Annotated in this window: 17 protein-coding genes and 3 pseudogenes; 10 read left to right on the forward strand and 10 right to left on the reverse strand. The window is 47.3% G+C overall.

The window, feature by feature from the left end; translation table 11 throughout:
• Nucleotides 1-76 precede the first annotated feature (76 nt).
• The 3 genes from OGV52_RS20755 to tyrR all read left to right on the forward strand — a co-directional run bounded on the left by OGV52_RS20755 (nucleotide 77) and on the right by tyrR (nucleotide 4,224).
• A complete protein-coding gene (locus OGV52_RS20755) occupies nucleotides 77-1,474 on the forward strand; it encodes a YcjX family GTP-binding protein (protein WP_287109084.1) in 1,398 nt (465 codons plus the stop codon).
• On the forward strand, nucleotides 1,471-2,532 hold the full coding sequence (locus tag OGV52_RS20760) for a YcjF family protein (protein WP_287109085.1): 1,062 nt from the start codon (nucleotides 1,471-1,473) through the stop codon (nucleotides 2,530-2,532). The genes OGV52_RS20755 and OGV52_RS20760 overlap by 4 nt, the downstream gene beginning before the upstream one ends.
• A gap of 147 nt (nucleotides 2,533-2,679) precedes the next feature.
• The gene (gene tyrR / locus OGV52_RS20765; RefSeq protein ID WP_016153213.1) at nucleotides 2,680-4,224 is read left to right on the forward strand and encodes a transcriptional regulator TyrR; all 1,545 of its coding nucleotides are present in this window, start codon (nucleotides 2,680-2,682) and stop codon (nucleotides 4,222-4,224) included.
• Between the two features lie 53 nt (nucleotides 4,225-4,277).
• Here tyrR and tpx read toward each other — a convergent pair whose 3' ends face one another.
• On the reverse strand, nucleotides 4,278-4,784 hold the full coding sequence (gene tpx, locus OGV52_RS20770) for a thiol peroxidase (RefSeq protein ID WP_016153212.1): 507 nt from the start codon (nucleotides 4,782-4,784) through the stop codon (nucleotides 4,278-4,280).
• A gap of 115 nt (nucleotides 4,785-4,899) precedes the next feature.
• On the opposite strand from tpx, the gene ycjG reads away from it, so the two are divergent.
• A complete protein-coding gene (gene ycjG, locus OGV52_RS20775; protein ID WP_016153211.1) occupies nucleotides 4,900-5,865 on the forward strand; it encodes an L-Ala-D/L-Glu epimerase in 966 nt (321 codons plus the stop codon).
• On the opposite strand, the gene mpaA is transcribed toward ycjG, so the two are convergent.
• Nucleotides 5,840-6,568, reverse strand: coding sequence for a murein tripeptide amidase MpaA (gene mpaA, locus OGV52_RS20780; RefSeq protein ID WP_016153210.1), 729 nt, complete (start codon nucleotides 6,566-6,568; stop codon nucleotides 5,840-5,842). The genes ycjG and mpaA overlap by 26 nt on opposite strands.
• Nucleotides 6,569-6,752: 184 nt before the next feature.
• Here mpaA and mppA point away from each other — a divergent pair, with 184 nt between their 5' ends.
• From mppA to OGV52_RS20795, 3 genes and pseudogenes are all read left to right on the forward strand, one after another.
• The gene (gene mppA / locus OGV52_RS20785) at nucleotides 6,753-8,366 is read left to right on the forward strand and encodes a murein tripeptide ABC transporter substrate-binding protein MppA (RefSeq protein WP_200052047.1); all 1,614 of its coding nucleotides are present in this window, start codon (nucleotides 6,753-6,755) and stop codon (nucleotides 8,364-8,366) included.
• Nucleotides 8,367-8,515: 149 nt separating this feature from the next.
• A pseudogene (locus tag OGV52_RS20790) lies at nucleotides 8,516-8,710 on the forward strand (Arm DNA-binding domain-containing protein); the annotation flags it as partial.
• Nucleotides 8,710-8,994: pseudogene (locus OGV52_RS20795) on the forward strand (replication protein P); the annotation flags it as partial. The pseudogenes OGV52_RS20790 and OGV52_RS20795, both read left to right, overlap by 1 nt.
• 13 nt (nucleotides 8,995-9,007) lie before the next feature.
• Here the strand turns inward: OGV52_RS20795 and OGV52_RS20800 are convergent.
• The 8 genes from OGV52_RS20800 to OGV52_RS20835 form a co-directional block, all read right to left on the reverse strand.
• Nucleotides 9,008-9,862: a hypothetical protein gene (locus OGV52_RS20800; RefSeq protein WP_200052046.1), complete on the reverse strand. Its 855-nt coding sequence runs from the start codon at nucleotides 9,860-9,862 to the stop codon at nucleotides 9,008-9,010.
• A 53-nt stretch (nucleotides 9,863-9,915) separates the two neighbouring features.
• Nucleotides 9,916-10,746, reverse strand: a complete 831-nt coding sequence (locus tag OGV52_RS20805; RefSeq protein ID WP_200052045.1) for a hypothetical protein — start codon at nucleotides 10,744-10,746, stop codon at nucleotides 9,916-9,918.
• 73 nt (nucleotides 10,747-10,819) lie between these two features.
• The gene (locus OGV52_RS20810; protein ID WP_200052044.1) at nucleotides 10,820-11,353 is read right to left on the reverse strand and encodes a fimbrial protein; all 534 of its coding nucleotides are present in this window, start codon (nucleotides 11,351-11,353) and stop codon (nucleotides 10,820-10,822) included.
• A gap of 24 nt (nucleotides 11,354-11,377) precedes the next feature.
• A complete protein-coding gene (locus OGV52_RS20815; RefSeq protein ID WP_287109086.1) occupies nucleotides 11,378-13,978 on the reverse strand; it encodes a fimbria/pilus outer membrane usher protein in 2,601 nt (866 codons plus the stop codon).
• A gap of 49 nt (nucleotides 13,979-14,027) precedes the next feature.
• Entirely contained in the window at nucleotides 14,028-14,723 is a 696-nt protein-coding gene (locus tag OGV52_RS20820) for a fimbria/pilus periplasmic chaperone (RefSeq protein ID WP_200052042.1), read from the reverse strand.
• A gap of 69 nt (nucleotides 14,724-14,792) precedes the next feature.
• Nucleotides 14,793-15,317 carry a fimbrial protein gene (locus OGV52_RS20825; protein ID WP_287109087.1) on the reverse strand — a complete coding sequence of 175 codons (525 nt, stop codon included), beginning with the start codon at nucleotides 15,315-15,317 and terminating at the stop codon, nucleotides 14,793-14,795.
• Between the two features lie 132 nt (nucleotides 15,318-15,449).
• Nucleotides 15,450-15,977 (reverse strand): hypothetical protein, encoded by a 528-nt coding sequence (locus OGV52_RS20830; RefSeq protein ID WP_200052040.1) that lies wholly within the window; start codon nucleotides 15,975-15,977, stop codon nucleotides 15,450-15,452.
• Between the two features lie 61 nt (nucleotides 15,978-16,038).
• Nucleotides 16,039-16,839 carry an EAL domain-containing protein gene (locus OGV52_RS20835; RefSeq protein WP_200052039.1) on the reverse strand — a complete coding sequence of 267 codons (801 nt, stop codon included), beginning with the start codon at nucleotides 16,837-16,839 and terminating at the stop codon, nucleotides 16,039-16,041.
• Nucleotides 16,840-17,181: 342 nt separating this feature from the next.
• Here OGV52_RS20835 and OGV52_RS20840 point away from each other — a divergent pair, with 342 nt between their 5' ends.
• The 3 genes and pseudogenes from OGV52_RS20840 to OGV52_RS20850 form a co-directional block, all read left to right on the forward strand.
• A complete protein-coding gene (locus OGV52_RS20840; protein ID WP_287109088.1) occupies nucleotides 17,182-17,991 on the forward strand; it encodes a winged helix-turn-helix domain-containing protein in 810 nt (269 codons plus the stop codon).
• Entirely contained in the window at nucleotides 17,975-18,466 is a 492-nt protein-coding gene (locus OGV52_RS20845; protein WP_200052037.1) for a hypothetical protein, read from the forward strand. Before OGV52_RS20840 ends, OGV52_RS20845 begins: the two co-directional genes overlap by 17 nt.
• Before the next feature lie 158 nt (nucleotides 18,467-18,624).
• Nucleotides 18,625-19,519, forward strand: a pseudogene (locus tag OGV52_RS20850) (IS3 family transposase); the annotation flags it as partial.

Here is a 19,519-nt window from a genome sequence, read left to right on the forward strand (position 1 = left end):
TAAGTAAGAATTGACCCCTATCTTTACTTCCTGTTTGTTATAATTTCTTCGGTTCCTTCAGCAAAACGGGATGGCGATGAAGCGACTTAAAAATGAACTCAATTCGCTGGTTAATCGCGGCGTAGACCGGCATTTGCGCCTGGCTGTCACCGGACTTAGCCGTAGCGGTAAGACGGCGTTTATCACCGCGATGGTAAACCAGTTACTCAATATTCATGCCGGTGCGCGTCTGCCGTTGCTCAGTTGCGTGCGCGAAGAGCGTCTGCTCGGCGTTAAACGGGTTCCACAACGCGATTTTGGTATTCCGCGCTTTACCTATGATGAGGGACTGGCGCAGTTGTATGGCTCTCCACCGACCTGGCCGACACCTACGCGCGGTGTGAGTGAAATACGCCTCGCGCTGCGCTACAAATCCAATGATTCTTTACTGCGCCACTTTAAAGACACCTCCACGCTGTACCTGGAAATCGTCGATTATCCGGGGGAGTGGCTGCTCGATTTACCGATGCTGGCCCAGGATTATCTCAGTTGGTCGCGGCAAATGACCGGATTATTACAGGGACAGCGTGGCGAATGGTCGGCAAGATGGCGGCAGTTATGCCATGGGTTGGATCCGCTGGCGCCTGCTGATGAAAACCGTCTGGCGGAAATCGCTGCCGCCTGGACGGAGTATCTGCACCAGTGCAAGCAGCAGGGACTGCATTTTATTCAGCCAGGCCGTTTTGTTCTGCCTGGAGATATGGCGGGCGCGCCTGCGCTGCAGTTCTTCCCGTGGCCGGACGTTGATGCCTGGGGGGAATCGAAGCTGGCGCAGGCAGACAAACACACCAATGCGGGCATGCTACGCGACAGGTTTAATTATTACTGTGAAAAAGTCGTGAAGGGATTTTATAAGAATCACTTCCTGCGCTTTGACCGTCAGATTGTGCTGGTCGATTGTTTGCAACCGCTCAACAGCGGGCCACAGGCGTTTAACGACATGCGTCTGGCACTCACCCAACTGATGCAAAGCTTCCATTACGGACAGCGTACGCTGTTTCGTCGGCTGTTTTCTCCGGTGATCGACAAACTGCTGTTTGCCGCCACCAAAGCCGACCATGTGACGGTCGATCAGCACGCCAATATGGTGTCGTTATTGCAGCAGTTGATCCAGGACGCCTGGCAAAACGCTGCGTTTGAAGGTATCAGCATGGATTGTCTGGGACTGGCATCAGTACAGGCAACCACCAGCGGCCTGATCGATGTGAAAGGCGAAAAGATCCCGGCGCTGTGTGGTCATCGTCTGAGCGATGGTGAACCGCTAACCGTTTATCCGGGGGAAGTGCCCGCGCGTTTACCTGGACAAGCATTCTGGGACAGTCAGGGCTTTCAGTTTGAGGCGTTTCGCCCGCAGGTTATGGATGTCGATAAACCCTTACCGCATATTCGTCTTGATGCCGCGATGGAGTTTTTAATAGGAGATAAATTGCGATGAGCGAGCCGTTAAAACCGCGTATCGATTTCTCAGGTCCGCTAGACGTGGAACAAAACGCGGCGTTTAAAGCGCAGCAGATGTTCAATGAAACAGAGGCGCAGACTTTTTCTCCGGCGACAGTGGATGAACCTCTGCAAGACGAAGGTCAGGCAGAAGCCGTCATTGATGCGGCCCTACGCCCCAAACGCAGTTTGTGGCGCAAAATGGTAATGGGCGGGTTGGCGCTGTTTGGCGCGAGCGTTGTCGCTCAGGGCGTACAATGGACCATGAACGCCTGGCAGACTCAGGACTGGGTTGCGCTGGGAGGATGTGCCGCTGGCGCATTGATTATCGGCGCAGGTGTCGGATCGGTTGCGACCGAGTGGCGTCGGCTATGGCGTTTGCGCCAGCGTGCGCACGAGCGCGATGAAGCGCGTGATCTGCTCCACAGCCATGGAACCGGAAAAGGTCGTGCATTTTGTGAAAAGCTGGCGCAGCAGGCGGGTATCGATCAGTCCCATCCGGCGCTACAGCGCTGGTATGCCTCAATTCATGAAACGCAGAACGATCGCGAAGTCGTCAGCCTGTATGCCCATCTTGTGCAGCCGGTGCTGGACGCGCAGGCCCGACGTGAGATTAGCCGTTCAGCGGCGGAGTCCACGCTGATGATTGCCGTCAGTCCGCTGGCATTGGTGGATATGGCGTTTATTGCCTGGCGAAACCTGCGGCTGATTAATCGCATCGCCTCGCTGTATGGCATTGAACTCGGTTATTACAGCCGCCTGCGTTTGTTCCGCCTGGTGCTGCTAAATATCGCTTTTGCCGGGGCCAGTGAGCTGGTGCGGGAAGTGGGAATGGACTGGATGTCGCAGGATTTAGCCGCTCGCTTATCGACGCGTGCCGCGCAGGGTATTGGCGCGGGATTATTAACGGCGCGTCTGGGTATTAAAGCCATGGAACTTTGCCGACCGCTGCCGTGGATCGATGACGATAAGCCACGACTGGGCGATTTTCGCCGTCAACTGATTGGTCAGGTGAAAGATACCTTACAAAAGAACAAATCTCCGCGCGAAAGTTAGCTAAAAATTGGGCGCCAGTCGTTTAACTTTACGTCCCGGCGCCTGATTTTCCAGCGAGCTGTCAATATTTGTTGACAGAGTTCTTCCTGCAAACCCAATACTGTCTTATCATTTAATACATAATCCCTTGTCCAGGTGAAGGTTCCTATGCGTTTGGAAGTCTTTTGTGAAGACCGACTTGGTCTGACCCGCGAACTGCTCGATTTACTGGTGCTGAGAAGCATTGATTTACGCGGTATCGAGATTGACCCCATCGGGCGGATTTACCTCAATTTTGCGGAACTGGAGTTCACCAACTTCAGTAGCCTGATGGCTGAAATCCGCCGTATTTCAGGGGTTACGGATGTGCGTACCGTGCCCTGGATGCCTTCCGAACGAGAACATCTTGCGCTGAGCGCGCTGCTTGAGGCGTTACCAGAACCGGTCCTTTCTCTGGATATGAAAAGCAAAATCGAGATGGCGAACCCTGCGAGCTGCCAGCTTTTCGCGCACACTCAGGATCGGATGCGCAATCATACCGCCGCCCAGTTAATCAATGGGTTTAACTTCCAGCGCTGGCTCGAAAGCAATCCGCAGGATTCTCATAGCGAGCATGTCGTAATTAACGGACAGAACTTCCTGATGGAGATTACGCCTGTCCATTTGCAGGGTGAAAATCAGGAGCAGATGCTGACCGGTGCTGTTGTCATGCTGCGCTCCACCATCCGGATGGGGCGTCAGCTGCAAAATATGACTACGCAGGATCTGAGCGCGTTTAGCCAGATTATTGCCGTCAGCGCCAAAATGAAACACGTAGTGGAACAGGCGCGTAAGCTGGCGACACTGAGTGCGCCGCTGCTGATTACTGGTAATACCGGCACCGGCAAAGATCTCTTTGCCCATGCCTGCCACCTGGCAAGCCCGCGTGCGTCGAAGCCGTATCTGGCGCTGAACTGCGCGTCAATTCCTGAAGATGCGGTCGAAAGTGAGCTGTTTGGCCATGCCCCGGAAGGCAAAAAAGGCTTCTTTGAGCAGGCGAATGGCGGCTCGGTTCTGTTAGATGAAATTGGTGAAATGTCGCCGCGTATGCAGACCAAATTGCTGCGTTTTCTCAATGACGGCACGTTCCGCCGCGTGGGAGAAGATCACGAAGTTCATGTTGATGTCCGCGTGATTTGCGCGACGCAAAAGAACCTTGTGGAAATGGTGCAGAAAGGGCTTTTCCGTGAAGATCTCTATTATCGTCTGAATGTACTGACGCTAAATCTGCCGCCGCTACGCGATTGCCCGCAGGATATTATGCCGCTTACCGAACTGTTTGTGGCGCGCTTCGCCGACGAGCAGGGCGTGCCGCGTCCGAAGCTGTCTGCCGATCTCAGCACGGTGTTAACCCGCTACGGTTGGCCGGGCAACGTGCGTCAGCTTAAAAATGCCATCTACCGGGCGCTGACCCAGCTTGAAGGCTATGAGCTGCGGCCGCAGGATATTTTACTGCCGGATTACGATGCGGCAACGGTTGCGGTCGGAGAAGAGGTGATGGAAGGATCGCTGGATGAAATTACCAGCCGCTTTGAACGCTCTGTGCTGACGCAGCTTTATATGAATTATCCCAGCACGCGCAAACTGGCCAAGCGCCTCGGCGTTTCGCACACCGCGATTGCCAACAAATTGCGTGAATACGGCCTGAGCCAGCAGAAAAAAAGCGAAGAGTAACGCGGTAAATGAAAATGCCTCCCTGCGGAGGCATTTTTGTATGCAAACGTGGCTTAAGCTTTCAGTACGTCCAGCGCAGCAGTGTAGTCTGGCTCGTTGGTGATTTCATTGACCAGTTGGCTGAAAACGACGTTGTCATTTTCATCAATAACGACCACGGCACGTGCGGCCAGACCTTTCAGTGGGCCTTCAGCGATTTCTACGCCGTAGTTTTTCAGAAATTCTGCGTTGCGCAGGGTGGACAGCGTGATAACGTTGCTCAGACCTTCCGCGCCGCAAAAACGTGAATGGGCGAATGGCAGGTCGGCCGAAATGCACAGTACGACGGTATTGTCGATTTCTGTCGCCAGTTGGTTAAACTTACGTACCGATGCCGCACAAACGCCGGTATCGATGCTTGGGAAAATATTCAGCACTTTGCGCTTGCCTGCGAACTGGCCCAGCGTAACGTCAGACAGGTCTTTAGCCACAAGGGTAAAAGCCTGAGCTTTGCTTCCAGCCTGAGGAATTGAGCCGGCAACTGTAACCGGGTTGCCCTGGAAATGAACGGTTTGTGACATGGTTATCTTCCTGTTTACATATAGTTAACGTCGAGGCTAGTTTATGCCATCAGCAGTTAACACGGCAAACGCTATTTGCGGATATCCGCTTCAGGGACTGCATTAAGGAAAGCAAATGAGAACAGTTAAGGTGTATGAGGAAGCCTGGCCGCTGCACACTCCCTTTGTTATTGCCCGTGGGAGCAGAACCGAAGCGCATGTGGTAGTGGTTGAAGTGGCAGAAAACGGCGTCACGGGTATCGGCGAGTGCACACCGTATCCGCGCTATGGTGAAAGCGATGCCTCAGTGCTGGCGCAAATTATGAGCATTGCCCCACAACTGGAAAATGGACTGACGCGTGAAGAGCTGCAAAAGCTGCTGCCAGCGGGAGCCGCGCGTAATGCTGTGGACTGCGCGTTGTGGGATCTGAGTGCGCGTCAACAGCAATTGTCACTGGCAGAGTTGGTGGGAAGTGAACTGGCGGAAGTGGTGACGACGGCGCAAACCGTGGTAATTGGTACGCCGGAACAAATGGCGGTGAGTGCGGCTGCACTGTGGGAAAATGGCGCGAAACTGCTAAAAGTTAAGCTGGATGCGCGCTTGATTAGCGAGCGGATGGTTGCTATTCGTGCAGCAGTCCCTGATGCCACGATTATTGTCGACGCCAATGAATCCTGGCGGGCAGAAGGTTTGGCGGCACGCTGCCAGCTTCTGGCTGATTTAGGGGTGGCGATGCTGGAGCAGCCGCTGCCAGCGCAGGACGATGCCGCGTTGGAAAATTTTGTGCATCCGCTGCCGATCTGCGCAGATGAAAGCTGCCACACCCGCAGCAGCCTGAAAGCGCTGCACGGGCGCTATGAAATGGTCAATATCAAACTGGATAAAACAGGCGGCCTGACGGAGGCGCTGGCGCTGGCAACCGAAGCCCGCGAGCAGGGATTTGCGCTAATGCTGGGCTGCATGCTGTGTACTTCCCGGGCGATTGGGGCGGCGTTACCGCTTACGCCGCAGGTTAACTTTGCCGATCTTGATGGCCCGACCTGGCTTGCCAGCGACGCGGAGCCGGCCCTGCATTTTACGACCGGACAACTTCATCTCTAGGGTGCCAGCGCAGGAGATTGGACATGGCCAGCAGGTATTTCTCGCTCGCTTCATCTGAAGAGATGGGCGGAAATTCGGCGGTTATACAGTGTAAGTTCAGGTCTGCGCACCAGCTTCCAAATGAGCCGGGCGTTTCATAACCTACGCTGGTGACGAGGGGTAATTCAAACGACTGCGCCAGCCACGCGCCTAATTCGCTGCGTCTGGGATCTTCAATACAGGCCAGCGGATCGTGAAAAGAGACCACCCACGCAGGATGAATTCGGTGAATAAGCTGGCACAGCGCCTGGGTTTCTGGTTCTGAGCCCGGATTTTCGCCGGTCAACAACACCACATCGCGTTCTTCTGCGCTGCTGTTCCAGCGATACACCGTTTCACCCGCTTTCCAGTTGGCAGCGGGAAAGTTACGGTTTAGATCCACTCCGTTCGCATTTGCGCGCAGCCCGAGCTGGCAACCGTCAGGGTTAACCGCCAGCACCACATGGTGACGACGTAAGGAAGGATTAAGCGTACGCAATGCGCAGGAAAGGGTGACAACCGATGCGTTTTCGTCGCCGTGCGTTCCTGCCAGTATCAGACCGCTTTCACGATCGGCCGCCATTGCGGGAAACCAGATTAGCGGCGCGCCTAATAATGAACGTCCGTAATGTTCGGTTCCAGGTGGGAATGCGCCGCGCTCGGCACGGGGTCGGGTAACGGTCATAATCATCTCTGAATGCGTGGATTGTTACTCGCAGTGTTGTGCAAAATGTATGGATAATCAAATCGTTTTCACACACTTATCTTTTCAGATGTAATATTATTTCCTTGTCGAAAGTTAATTGCATTTCCTGCTGGCGATACAAATAATTACACATTCACTTAGTAGCCGGAATTGAGGGTATTTTATGCAGCATTCTGTTTCAGTAACCTGTGGTGCGCTATTGGTAAGCAGCATTTCATTATCCTGGGCTGCTGATGTTCCCAGCGGAACGGTACTGGCAGAAAAACAAGAACTGGTGCGTCATATCAAAGACGAACCGGCGTCATTGGATCCGGCAAAGGCCGTCGGGCTTCCTGAAATTCAGGTTATTCGTGATTTATTTGAAGGGCTGGTCAACCAGAATGAGAAGGGCGAGATTGTGCCCGGTGTTGCCACTCAGTGGAAAAGCAACGATAACCGTATCTGGACGTTTACGCTGCGCGATAATGCGCAATGGGCAGATGGTACGCCGGTAACGGCACAGGATTTTGTCTATAGCTGGCAGCGTCTGGTTGACCCGAAAACGCTGTCGCCGTTTGCCTGGTTTGCTGCGCTGGCGGGTATTAACAACGCACAGGCGATCATCGATGGAAAAGCCTCGCCAGATAAGCTCGGCGTTAGCGCGATCGATGCGCGTACATTGAAGGTCCAACTGGATAAACCGCTGCCATGGTTTGCCAATCTGACGGCGAGTTTTGCTTTCTATCCGGTACAAAAAGCTAACGTTGAGAGCGGTAAAGATTGGACCAAACCGGGCAATCTAATTGGTAACGGCGCCTATGTGCTCAAAGATCGTGTGGTGAACGAAAAACTGGACGTTGTGCCGAACACGCATTATTGGGACAACGCCAAAACGGTGCTGCAAAAAGTCACCTTCCTGCCTATTAACCAGGAATCGGCAGCGACCAAGCGCTATCTTGCTGGTGATATCGATATTACCGAGTCTTTCCCGAAAAACATGTATCAGAAACTGTTGAAGGACATCCCGGGCCAGGTTTATACCCCGCCGCAGCTTGGCACTTACTACTATGCCTTTAATACCCAGAAGGGACCGACTGCCGACTCACGCGTGCGCCTGGCGCTCAGCATGACTATCGATCGTCGCCTGATGGCGGAGAAAGTTCTGGGTACCGGCGAAAAGCCCGCATGGCATTTTACGCCGGATGTAACGGCAGGGTTTGTGCCGGAACCTTCACCGTTTGAGCAAATGAGTCAGGAAGAGCTGAACGCGCAGGCGAAAACGCTGCTGCGTGCGGCGGGCTATGGTCCACAGAAACCACTTAAACTGACGCTGCTGTATAACACCTCTGAAAATCATCAGAAGATTGCTATTGCTGTCGCGTCTATGTGGAAGAAAAATCTCGGCGCTGACGTGAAACTGCAAAACCAGGAGTGGAAAACTTATATCGATAGCCGCAATACCGGCAATTTTGATGTGATCCGCGCCTCGTGGGTGGGCGATTACAATGAACCATCTACGTTCCTGTCGCTATTAACATCAACCCATACGGGCAATATCTCCCGCTTTAATAATCCGGCGTACGATAAAGTGTTGACCCAGGCAACCCTGGAGAATACGCAGAAAGCGCGCAATGCTGATTATAACGCCGCGGAGAACATTCTGATGGAACAGGCTCCCATTGCGCCGATTTATCAGTACACCAACGGGCGTTTAATTAAACCGTGGCTGAAAGGGTATCCAATTACTAACCCTGAAGATGTGGCTTATAGTCGTACAATGTATATTGTGAAGCACTAGTTGAATACATGCTCCTGATAACCTTCGTTAACCTCATCTAAAACCAGAGCTGGCGCGGATTTCAGCGCCAGCACCTCTCGTTAACCTTTGTTAACCGCATCAGGAAACTTCATTTTTTTGACGGTATTTCTTGATACTGGATACCGTCAATGCTTACCGATACAAAGCTCAAGAATCTGAAACTTAAAGAAAAAATGTACAAGTAATCAGACCGTGATGGCCTGTACGTTACCGTCAGTACGGCAGGTACGGTTGCGTTTCGTTATGACTATCGCATTAACGGTCGTCGTGAAACGCTCACTATCGGAAGGTATGGGCCAGAGGGCATTAGCCTTGCCGAAGCCACCCGAGCAGTGAGTATTATCCGTGGCCGAAGCCAGTTTATTACCACATCTGTCTGGAGTTGCGGCGTCGGGGAACTGATGGCCAATTGAGTCTGAAAGAACTCGAGAATGAGGCTGGCGATATTCTGGATGTGTGGGAAAAGCGGGTGTTGGCCGGGAAGCCGATCCCGCCTGTTCGTTGGGCGTTGGAGGCGCCAGTGGCTCCGAAGGGGCCTACCCCTGCAGAGCTTTTGAAAGCTAAATATGAGCGGATGAAGACTGAAAGATATGATGTAGAGCGATAATATTTGAATACTATTAGGGGCATGTCCACGACAAGCCAACTGTGGCTGATTTTTCACCTGGCTGCGATGATGGTAATAAGTTTAACCCAAATATGAGCGGTGGTGTGAACAGCATGGTTGTATTGACTATCTCATCATTTACAGTCAGGTTTGTCGATTCTGTAATAGAACGTTTTTGTATTTGGATAGGTATGTTGTTTGTGTTTTTTGTATAGGATATCGTTGCATTGGTATTGTTATTTTGCCCAAGGGATAATGGCCCTAAATTAATCGTGTCAGGTATAGTAATAGAATCTTCAATTTGGCTTACTGCGTCAAGTATTCTTGTGGCTGTCAGTTTCACGTCCGATACTTGTATGTTATTGGATGTTATGAGTGCAGATACATTGATAATATTCTCATTGACAGGCATTGTTACGCTGGTGTTGACTTTTGCAACCTTCGAAGAATAGTATTCTGATGTTAGCACGATATTTGTGGTTGAGTTTTTTATATTACACTTATTTTTTATGTTTTCATTGCATGGAATGGTGACACTAAAAGTATTAACTCCTGCAGGAATAGGAGTGGTGGAGTAAGAATAGGCATTGCCATCTGAAAAAGAATGATGTATGCGAATATAATTTCCAGCTATCGCTGTGCTCGTCACTGAATTTGGAAAGTCAAGCGTTATGTGAAAGTTTTTAAATTTCGGAGAGCCTAATGCAATTCCTCCGCTAGGTTCTATTCCCACCAAAAGGCTTGATGATTGACCATCTGGTAAATTACGGGAACTACTCAAATTCCAAGCTTTTAGTTGCTCACATCGTAAAACCGCAGCTTCAGTCGTTGAAGTAATAAGAATCAATGCTAAGAGTATATTTTTCATGTATGTCTTTCCAATTAAAAACATTCGTTCAACAATAAAAAACTGATAGTCTTTTATGGGCAAGTCCACGTGGCGTTTACAGTAGAAGTGTAAATACCTGGCTGGGCATTAGGTAACACATGCATCCCAAAGCGGAATGGCGGCGTGTATCCTTTTATCGATAGGACCGGAGAACTGTTGTTAAGCATTAATTGCGCACCACTAGGTGTGGTGGAGTTTGTAAAAAATATTGGAATAGAGTTAGTGTTTAATGAGTAGTCGATTGATGTTTTGGAATTGTTGGTTCCGACACTTAAGTTTTCAATGTCTATAATACTAGGAATGTTTATTGAATCAGTGGTTTTGAGTGCAGAACTAAGATTCAAATTGGCTTCGACGAATTGTTGCCGGCCATTTGAGTAACTTACAACAGAGAATCCATGAGCAGAAAGAACACTTTCTCCTGTAATCACCTCATTGATTACAGGTGGGGAAGCTTCTGTGGGCGAACCAGATAGAAGGACGTAATGGGTTGTACGGTAATCATTGCTGTTGTCCAAATACCAAGTGTATTGAATATTTTGAGGTGTGCTCTGAGTAATTTGTCCTCCATGCTGTACTTGGTCAATTACAGGCTTTCCAAACATTGGATAGTCAGTTCGATAGATAATATGATTTCCTGATAAGGCTTGTATCATTGCTGGTTTGAGAGAGTTGAGTTCAAATTTTGTAGTCATTGTTGTTTGCAATGCTTGTGTAAATGCTGGTGGTGAAACACTTAGCACAATTGCACCGTCGAGAGTACTCACTCCCGACACTGACTCTGAGTAAAAATTAGAGCATTTTAATTCAGCAGCATCAGCATTATTTAGTATTAAAAAAAACAACAAAAATATATATTTCATTTGTTACCCATAGAGAATAAAAACTATTAATCAATTCTTTTTAAGTTAGCAGGTTGTTCCAGTTTATATGATCTTAACTATAATCAAGGGAGAATTCTATCACTGACTGAAATGCTCCTCCTGTTACTCGTCCACTTCCTGTTGGAGCATACCCAGCTGAGAATGTGTATTTACCGCCAGAAGCAGAATATTCAAAGGTCACCTTTTTTTGTCCATCTGGAGTCAGTATATTTCCATTATTATCCAGTAGTCTTAATCCAACATTTCTTGCAGTGCTCGTGTTTAAGAACAGAGTACTATCACCGCCCGAAACGGTCACACCTGAAGGAGTAATGTTCACGGATGTAACACCGCCGCTACAATTTATTGATAATGTAAATTGAGTTTTTCCTTGTATATCATTACTATTGTTTAAAGTATGAGTATCGACTTCCGGAAGGTCAACCGTAAGTGCGGATTCATTAAAAGAACAGGTCTTCGCCTCGAGAACTCCAGTAACAGTAAATTGCGTAGATGTAACGTTGGCAGCATATAAGTGTTGATTCAGCAAGGGCATTCCAAAAATTAGCCCGAAAATAACTCTTCGTGGAGCGATATTAAACTTCATTTTTATTCCCTTTACGCAAGTTAATCAATGACAGGCTGCGTTGATTTTGGCAATAGCGGCATCCTGATCTTTGCCACTAATACGGTAATTAATCATGCATTGTTGATGCTGATGTTCACCCCATTTTGCTGTTAAGTAGCCTTCATCCTGAAGACCAGACAAATATACTTGTCCACCGTCTCCTACAATCCCGCTGACCTTATCGCTGGTTACCATGGCACCAAATGGAAGTGGTTTACCATTGCGAGTAAGGTTCATGATGGCGCGATGACCACGCCGAACATCAAAACTTGCCCGAACAATTGCACCTTTGGTCGGCACTACTCGTGCCACACCGCTATCTATCTCAGTTTTGTCATCGAGAGTACTGGTATCCAAAGAAACGCTATTTTCACGATAGGCAGTTGCATAAGGTTTTATGGCATATCCGCGCCAATCAGTTGTTACACCAGTGGCCCCTTTAACATTAGCTCCGTTGGTCCCTGGTGCAGCAACCAGCACTGCACTTTCATTTACCTGTTGTCCTTGTGTTATGCCATTACGGTGAGCTATAAGAGCTCCGCTCATCCCGTAGTTCACTCGCTGATAATCATCGCTGTAGCTGTATCCTAGTGACGAGTTGCCATAACCGCCGCGATGATTTAATCCAGCGTTTCCGGTACCGCCGCGTTTGCCACCATTTCCGCTGTGACTATATCCTTGTGAAACATTCCAGTTAAGGGTATTGCCTTCCAGGGCAGTACCGCTCAGTCCTGCTTGCTGACTCAGATTGCCGTGATTATCATGGCTGCCATAAAACGTAGCGTGGACAGATCGTGATTCCTTTTTCCACGAAAATAGCTGGTCTAATGGGACCGACAGCGACAGGTTGAAAACCTTGTCCGTCCAGGACGGATTGCCTTCATTCTTCTGTTTATTAAAGCTGTAAGAAAGAGAGTAGTTAACAGGCCCCAGGGTACTGCTATAGCCACTTTGTAGCGATGTATTAGAACTACCGGAATTCCAGTAAGTCTGCTTAACACCGGTGATGTAAAGAGAACCCGCAGTACCAAGACTCTGCGAGATATTCGCTTCCAATCTGGCTCGTTTGGTATTGTACAGATTGTAGTAGTCGGAGTAGGTGTCCTTAACACGGTTACCATATTCATCATACTCATCGTGATCGTATAAGCGCCCACTCATGGTTTTCAGCGCTGTTTCATCAAGAGTATGGAATCCCTTCGTCGAATATCGATATCCTGTTAAACGGAGATTCGTACCAGTAGGATTAAATGAATGCGCATATAGGAATCTGACCGATTGCCCTTTGTGGCTCGAACCATCTGCCAGAGTACTGTCCGCATGCGTTACGTCTGCAGATAATGCTCCGATTGCACCCATGTTAATGCCCAGCCCCAGTTGCTCCGCCAGGTATTTATCTGAATATTGTGCGCCACCATATAGGGTTACATTGTTTGGAAGTCCCCATAAAAGAGTTGCCTCACCAAAAGCAGGATCGTTGTAACGGTCGCTATTACCCGTAAATCGGCCTGCAGTAATACTGTATGTCATCCTGCCTTCACGCTGTAGTAATGGAACAGAGGAATAGGGCACAGTAAACACGTGTGTATTACCGCTGGCTTCTTTTACGCTCACTTCCAGATCGCCACTGCTATACATGGGGTAGAGATCTGTTATCTCGAATGCGCCAGGAGATACGTTAGTCTGGTAAATGCTATAACCATTCTGGCGAACCAGTACCTGCGCGTTACTATCAGCCACGCCGCGGATCACCGGAGCGAATCCCCTCATGGTGTCCGGATACATGTTGTCATTTGTAGACAGGCTGATGCCTTTGAAACCCAACGAGTCAAAAATCTGATTTGATGTAGAACTCTCTCCAATCACCAGATTACTGCGCAGAGGGATGACAGAACGTTCGACATAAGTCTTTAAGCGTTGCCATGAATGCTGGGTTTGGTATTTGTTGCTGTAATAACTCCAGGTTCGAAAATCACGCAGTCGCCAGGCCCCAAGATTGATGCCGCTATTCAGATTAAGGAAGTAATTATCACTGTCCGATTTGCCGGCAAAGGTATTCCCGCCACTGAAGTTATAATTCAGCAAAGCCGCATTAATACCTTCATCCCAGAGTGAAGGGTCAATATATCCGCGCGCCTGATTATGTAGTGAGGCCTGCGGGATGCTAATAAAAAGCTGCATTTTAGTGAAATCAAAGCGAGTAAATGCATCCGGTATGACTTTCTCCGGCGTTACACATTCTGTCTCTTCAAGAGAATTAAGCTTCGGGAAGAGGGCGACTTTCACTCCCAATGCAGCCAGAATGTTACGTGTTAAGCATACAGATAGCCCTGTATTGTCTTTGCTACGCTGCTGTTCCGTTTGTTCTTCTCGTTTTTTAAACGTCAGCGTTTGTTGACCCTGGCTTCTGTCATTTAAAAATACCTCAACCAGATAATCTCCTGGACGCTGTGAGCCATAAGTCTGGAATATATTCAGATCGGCAGTTGCATCAGCGTCTGCCCCCAAAAATTCTGGTGGGAAATAGAGCCCTGAGGCATTAGCGGGGAAACCGGCCTGAATAAATAAACCTGTCAGGGCTATCGATAAAGTAGACTTCTTCATAATATTAACCAGAGGCAGAATTATTAGAGGAACAATTGCACTAAGCGCCTTACAGACTTTGCTTTTGCTGAGCTGAAACCGCACCGTAGTCGTTTATTGTGCTGTAGGTCAGCATACGAGGACTTCCTGATGCTGACAGAGATTCAGTACTAAATGGTGCCACCATTGTGTCAGCAACCTTGCGACCATCCAGTGCGACCTGAACCATAGTTATGTGATAAGGAGAAGGATTGCTGATTTGCACCTGGTTCCCGCTGCGTTTAAAATTCAGCATCGATGGTGCCTTTTCAACTGGAACCTTAAGACCTGACGGACGAACAAACATTTTGATGCGCGTAACAGCAGCGAGCATAAGAGTGTTTTTCCCTTCCATCTTTGATTTGTCAATTGACGGAATTGCCTTCGCGTTGAAGTAGTACAAAGTCTCTCTGTCTTGTGGCAGGGAAGGACCACTGAAAATTAAACGTAACATATTCTGGTCGCCGGGGTTACTTACATACAGCGGAGGAGTAATAATAAAGTCAGTGGATTTGTTGCCCTGAGCATTCTCGGCCCAGGACTGAACAAGATAGCTGGTTTCTTTTGACGAATTACGAACAGACAACGTTGTTTGTTTGGCTTCCAAGGGATAAACAAGTCGCGTTCCACCTAAGACAATTCCTCCCGCAGAAGCAATTTGCGGGAGAAGCACGGCTGCGCTTAAAAGCAAGGCTGGCAATGGCTTAAGAAACGAACAAGAAAACATAATATTCTCCTTACAACATTAATGAGCAGGTTAATGCCCTCAGCATATAAAGAGCTGAGGGCTAGATAATTACTGGTATTTCACAGTAAATTGCGCGGTAGCATTGGCTTGGCCAGCAGAGATGCTATTACTTAATGCGATATATCTGGCTGTAAAGGTGAATTCATCAGCATTACCCGCTCCGACAGCTTTGATTGCTGAAGATGCTGAGCCATCTACCTTCAGGGGAGTACCGTTTTCAAGAATTTGGATCCCCACTCCAGTGGCGACCGGGCTGGTTCCCGTAACTCGAAGTACTTCATCAGTCTCAGTAGTACCGCTGAAAGTGATAGAGGCATTAGCGGAATCGCACTGATCAAGCGAAATGGTGAAATTGACTGGTTGTGACGCTAATCCAGAAGAAGCCAATACGCTTGATTCGACATCACCTAGTTCAACAATCTGACCTACAGAACCACTATTAAGTACGCAGGTATTTTCTTTAATTGAACCATTAAATGTTACAGTACTGGTTTCACCTTCATTTGCTGCGAATGCAGACGCGGAAACCATGAACATGGTAGAAATAGATGCAACAGAGAAAATATTTTTCATTGATATATCCTTAGTTTTAAAAAATTAATTCTTTTTCAGAATTAATAGGGTGGAACGCAATACGGGCAATGATTGATAACAATTGCTCATATTGCATTAAATTTAATTGGCGGATGCCCAAACGCAAAATCACTATATATAATTAATCTCGCTGGTAATAAATAATCTCACTTCATGTAAACTCTTCAAATTAAGTTGTCTCGCGATAATAGCTATGCGCGAGTAGATTGTTTTATTATTAACATTAGTTAGTTTCGCAACTCTCGATATATCTGGGTGTTGCGATACTGCCCAGGCGATTTGTTTATCTTTTTTGGACATCATTGACAGCTCCAGCATCATAATCAGATGTAGCTTTAAATCTGGCCAAGCAATAGGATCTTCAGTTTTCAGCGAATGTTTAATATCATCCAAGCTGTCATCCCGCCCGAATGTTGCTAATGGACTTAACACTTTTGATTGAACATTCATTCCTTTTAATATGTATATATACTGGTTCACTCTGAGTTCGATACCATCTATTTCATCCAGTAATTCTGAAAGAGATGTATAGGAGTCAATGTCAACAATACAAACATGTGTTTTAGGATAGATTTCCTTAAGCAAATGAATGAATGCAACTTTGATATAGTTGTTCTTTGTAAAAATTCTGTGTCGCATATAAAAGCTAAAACCTATTGATAAGAATCTAATTCGAAGTTAACACATTCTCAATTTTCTGTTAAAGATACTTAATAGCAAAGTGTTCAATACATACTGGACGAGAGAATAAATATCCCTGACAAGTGAGAACACCTTTTTGTTTAAGCAGTTGATATTGTTCTTCGGTCTCAACTCCTTCAGCAATAAGCTGTATACCGAGACTCTTAGATAGCATTAAGATTGCATCAAGCACGGTTGAGTAAACCAGAGAACCATTGCTGATTACTGTAAGACATCTGTCGATTTTTATTGTGGAAAATCCAGCATGTTCAATGTATTTGAGACATGAACTTCCACTTCCAAAGTCATCAATAGCAAAACGCACACCTGACGCGGTCAGTTGTTGCATAGATTCAAGAGCAAAATCATCGAAGTCCATTGTTCCGCGTTCAACAATTTCCAACACTACAACTATACGGCCTTCAAATGTTTCATTAAAATCTGTGACCGCTTCAATTACTTTTGGTGCGTTCAGTTGCTTTGCACAGATATTGAAAGAAAGATAGAAGTCGTCTGGTAAAGCTCCGACATATCCTTCAAAAAATCGTTTAACTCCCGACAGGAGAGAACATGTCACATCATTAATGACCTCACAGGACTCCATGGCAGAAAGATATTTTTCTGGAGAGTGAAGAACGCCATCTTTAAGAACTCTCAGTAAAACCTCTCCACCAACAATCACGTCAGCCTTGTAAACCGGCTGAACATAAGGCACAAATTCAGCACCAGTCAGTTCCGCTGATAAGATCGTTTCTCTAATCAATGTGCATGCTTTGATGAAGAAACGTTCTGCCTTCATGAGCATTTTGGTGCTAATCATTCTGCCGCTCCTTATCTACTGGATTCGCTACCCGAAGTGTCTCTTCGTTCCCGGAACTGTGAATGGCGGTAGGTCGGATGACTGCTCCTGAAGAATAAGAACCCGCTCATTCACTTCTGCGAATAATCTTATCAACTTAAAACATTAAGTAGATATATGTATTGTCGATTTGTTAAAATACAAACTAATATTCTGTTTGGTTGCGAATTTACAAGTGATATGTCTGGCAAGGGGGTTGTCACGTCTGGCTGTGCTAATATGCGATTAAGAAGTTAATGGGTTTTCGCAGGTTGGAAAAACGAGAGGATCCATTCAATTACCATCATGGATAAGGAGTCAGAGATGGTTTTCGTGATTGATAATAGGGTTTTTTATCGCTCTGAAGATGGTGCAATATGGCCATTCGGAGACGAGGGCTCTACTGTCATTCTTTCACTGACAATGAACAGACTGCTTGCATGTCTTCTGGAAAAGCATGGTCAGGTTCTGACGCGAAATGAACTCCTGGATAGCGTCTGGGATGCTCATGGGTTGCACTCATCGAGCCACACATTAAATAAATACATCTCAGAACTGAGAAAATACTTCGTAAAGTTTGGGATTGTCGAGGAGTGTATTACTACTGTGCCTCGCGTTGGTTTCATGTTTAATAGTGATGTCGAGGTAAGAGTTCTGTCTCAATCCACTATTGAGGATGAGTCTGGGTTCGAAAATGACAACAATGACACGCAGAAAGTAAAACAACGATCTTCGAGGCGAATTAAGTATAAGAAATTAACTATCGCTCTAGCAATGGCAGTGGTTATAATAAGTGCGACCATGATTACATTAGGGCTTAGGGTTCCATCAAAAGATTTGGCTCAAGTAAGAGTATTGAAAACTTATTTTCTCTTTAACTATGGTTCGTGCCCTGTATACACTATACAAAGAAACTCCGCATCGCTTACTGAACAAAAAAAAGAGCTGTTCAGCGAATTGGTGAAGGAGAATGGAATTGACTGTCTGGATGGAACTTCATTTTTGTATCAGGTTTCTGAGTCATATCTTTACGGCAACAAAGGACGAGCTTTCATTAGTCGTTGTACGTCGAGAAAAGATACATACATTTCCTGTCTGAATAACTATTGGAATGGTTATGAACACACTCACTAAAAAAACAGGGTTGATTGCTATACTTTTACTCGTTGTTTTGGCGTTATCTGTTTGGTTCTATGTACACAAACGGCAGAATCAAAACTATCTGAAAGTTAACTGTTCAACAATTATTCGCTATAACCATCAAGATCCTGATTTCGTAGCGATGTTGGACTTGGTATTTCGTCTTGATGAAAACCATGATGGCCAAGCTATCTTGTCTGGAAATATTTACTCTGAGAAAGGGGCTAAATTTATCTCAAGAACTGCATTGTTTAGTTATGAAATCAACAGGCCAGGCGAGATTTCTATTATGGATATGCGTTACCTTAAAAATCCACGCGATACTGCAGATGAGGAGAGCTTCAAAAGCAGTTTCTTTTATGTCCCGGATGGAACTGTTCGCCAGCTAAGAGTTGAGCCTTCCAATAACGGCTGGTTGCTAGGAAACTTACAGTCGCCGTTTGCTCTGTGTGTGAACAGGGAAGGTTAAAACAATCCATTTCTGCTGCGGATAGATTCATTTTCACGCAGCAGAGTCTCAAATCGTTCTAATTTTCGCCCCGATCTCCTGTAAGTATCCCGCATAATCGTGCCATTCACATTTAGAGACCATCCGGCATAATCAATCTGCCAACGAAGGAGATCGCTATGCGTAAAGCCCGTTTTACTGAGCATCAGATCATCGCTGTGATTAAGTCGGTTGAAGCCGGACGAACTGTTAAAGATGTCTGCCGGGAGGCTGGTATCTCTGAAGCCACCTACTACAACTGAAAGTCCAGATACGGCGGTATGGAGGCTTCTGATATTAAAAAGATCAAGGATCTTGAGGACGAGAACCGACGTCTCAAGCAGATGTTTGCCGACCTGAGCCTTGAGAGCCGGGCGCTGAAAGACGTTATCGAAAAAAAGCTTTAAAACCAGCCTTTAAGCGTGAGCTGGTCACTCATCTGATAACGACATTTGGACTCAGTATCCGTCAGGCCTGCCGGAGTCTGAACCTGAGCAGAACGGTTTACCATCACCGTCCGGATACCACGCGTGACGAACCCGTTATTGTCGCGTTGCAGGCAGTGGCTGAGCGATACCCACGATACGGTTTTCCGAAACTTTTTCAGGTTCTGAGGCGGCAGGGACACCCGTGGAATCACAAAAGGATCCACCGTATTTACTGTCTGCTGAAGCTGAACTTTCGTCGTAAGGGCAAACAGCGGTTGCCGGTGCGTAATCCCTCGCCACTGGCCACGCCGGAAGCGCTGAATCAGAGCTGGTCTGTCGATTTTATGCATGATGCCCTGGTCTGTGGCCGTCGTTTTCGCACGTTCAATGTTGTTGATGACTTTAACCGTGAGGCATTGTCGATTGAAATCGATCTGAATCTGCCAGCTCTGCGGATGGTCCGTGTACTCGACAGGATCGCCGCAAATCGCGGCTATCCTGTCATGCTACGCATTGATAACGATCCGGAATTTATCTCACTGGCTCTGGCTGAATGGGCAGAGAAATATGCAGTAAAACTGGAATTTATCCAGCCGGGTAAGCCGAC

This window comes from Citrobacter sp. Cb041 (assembly GCF_030336655.1).
Classification (GTDB): Bacteria; Pseudomonadota; Gammaproteobacteria; order Enterobacterales; family Enterobacteriaceae; genus Citrobacter; species Citrobacter braakii.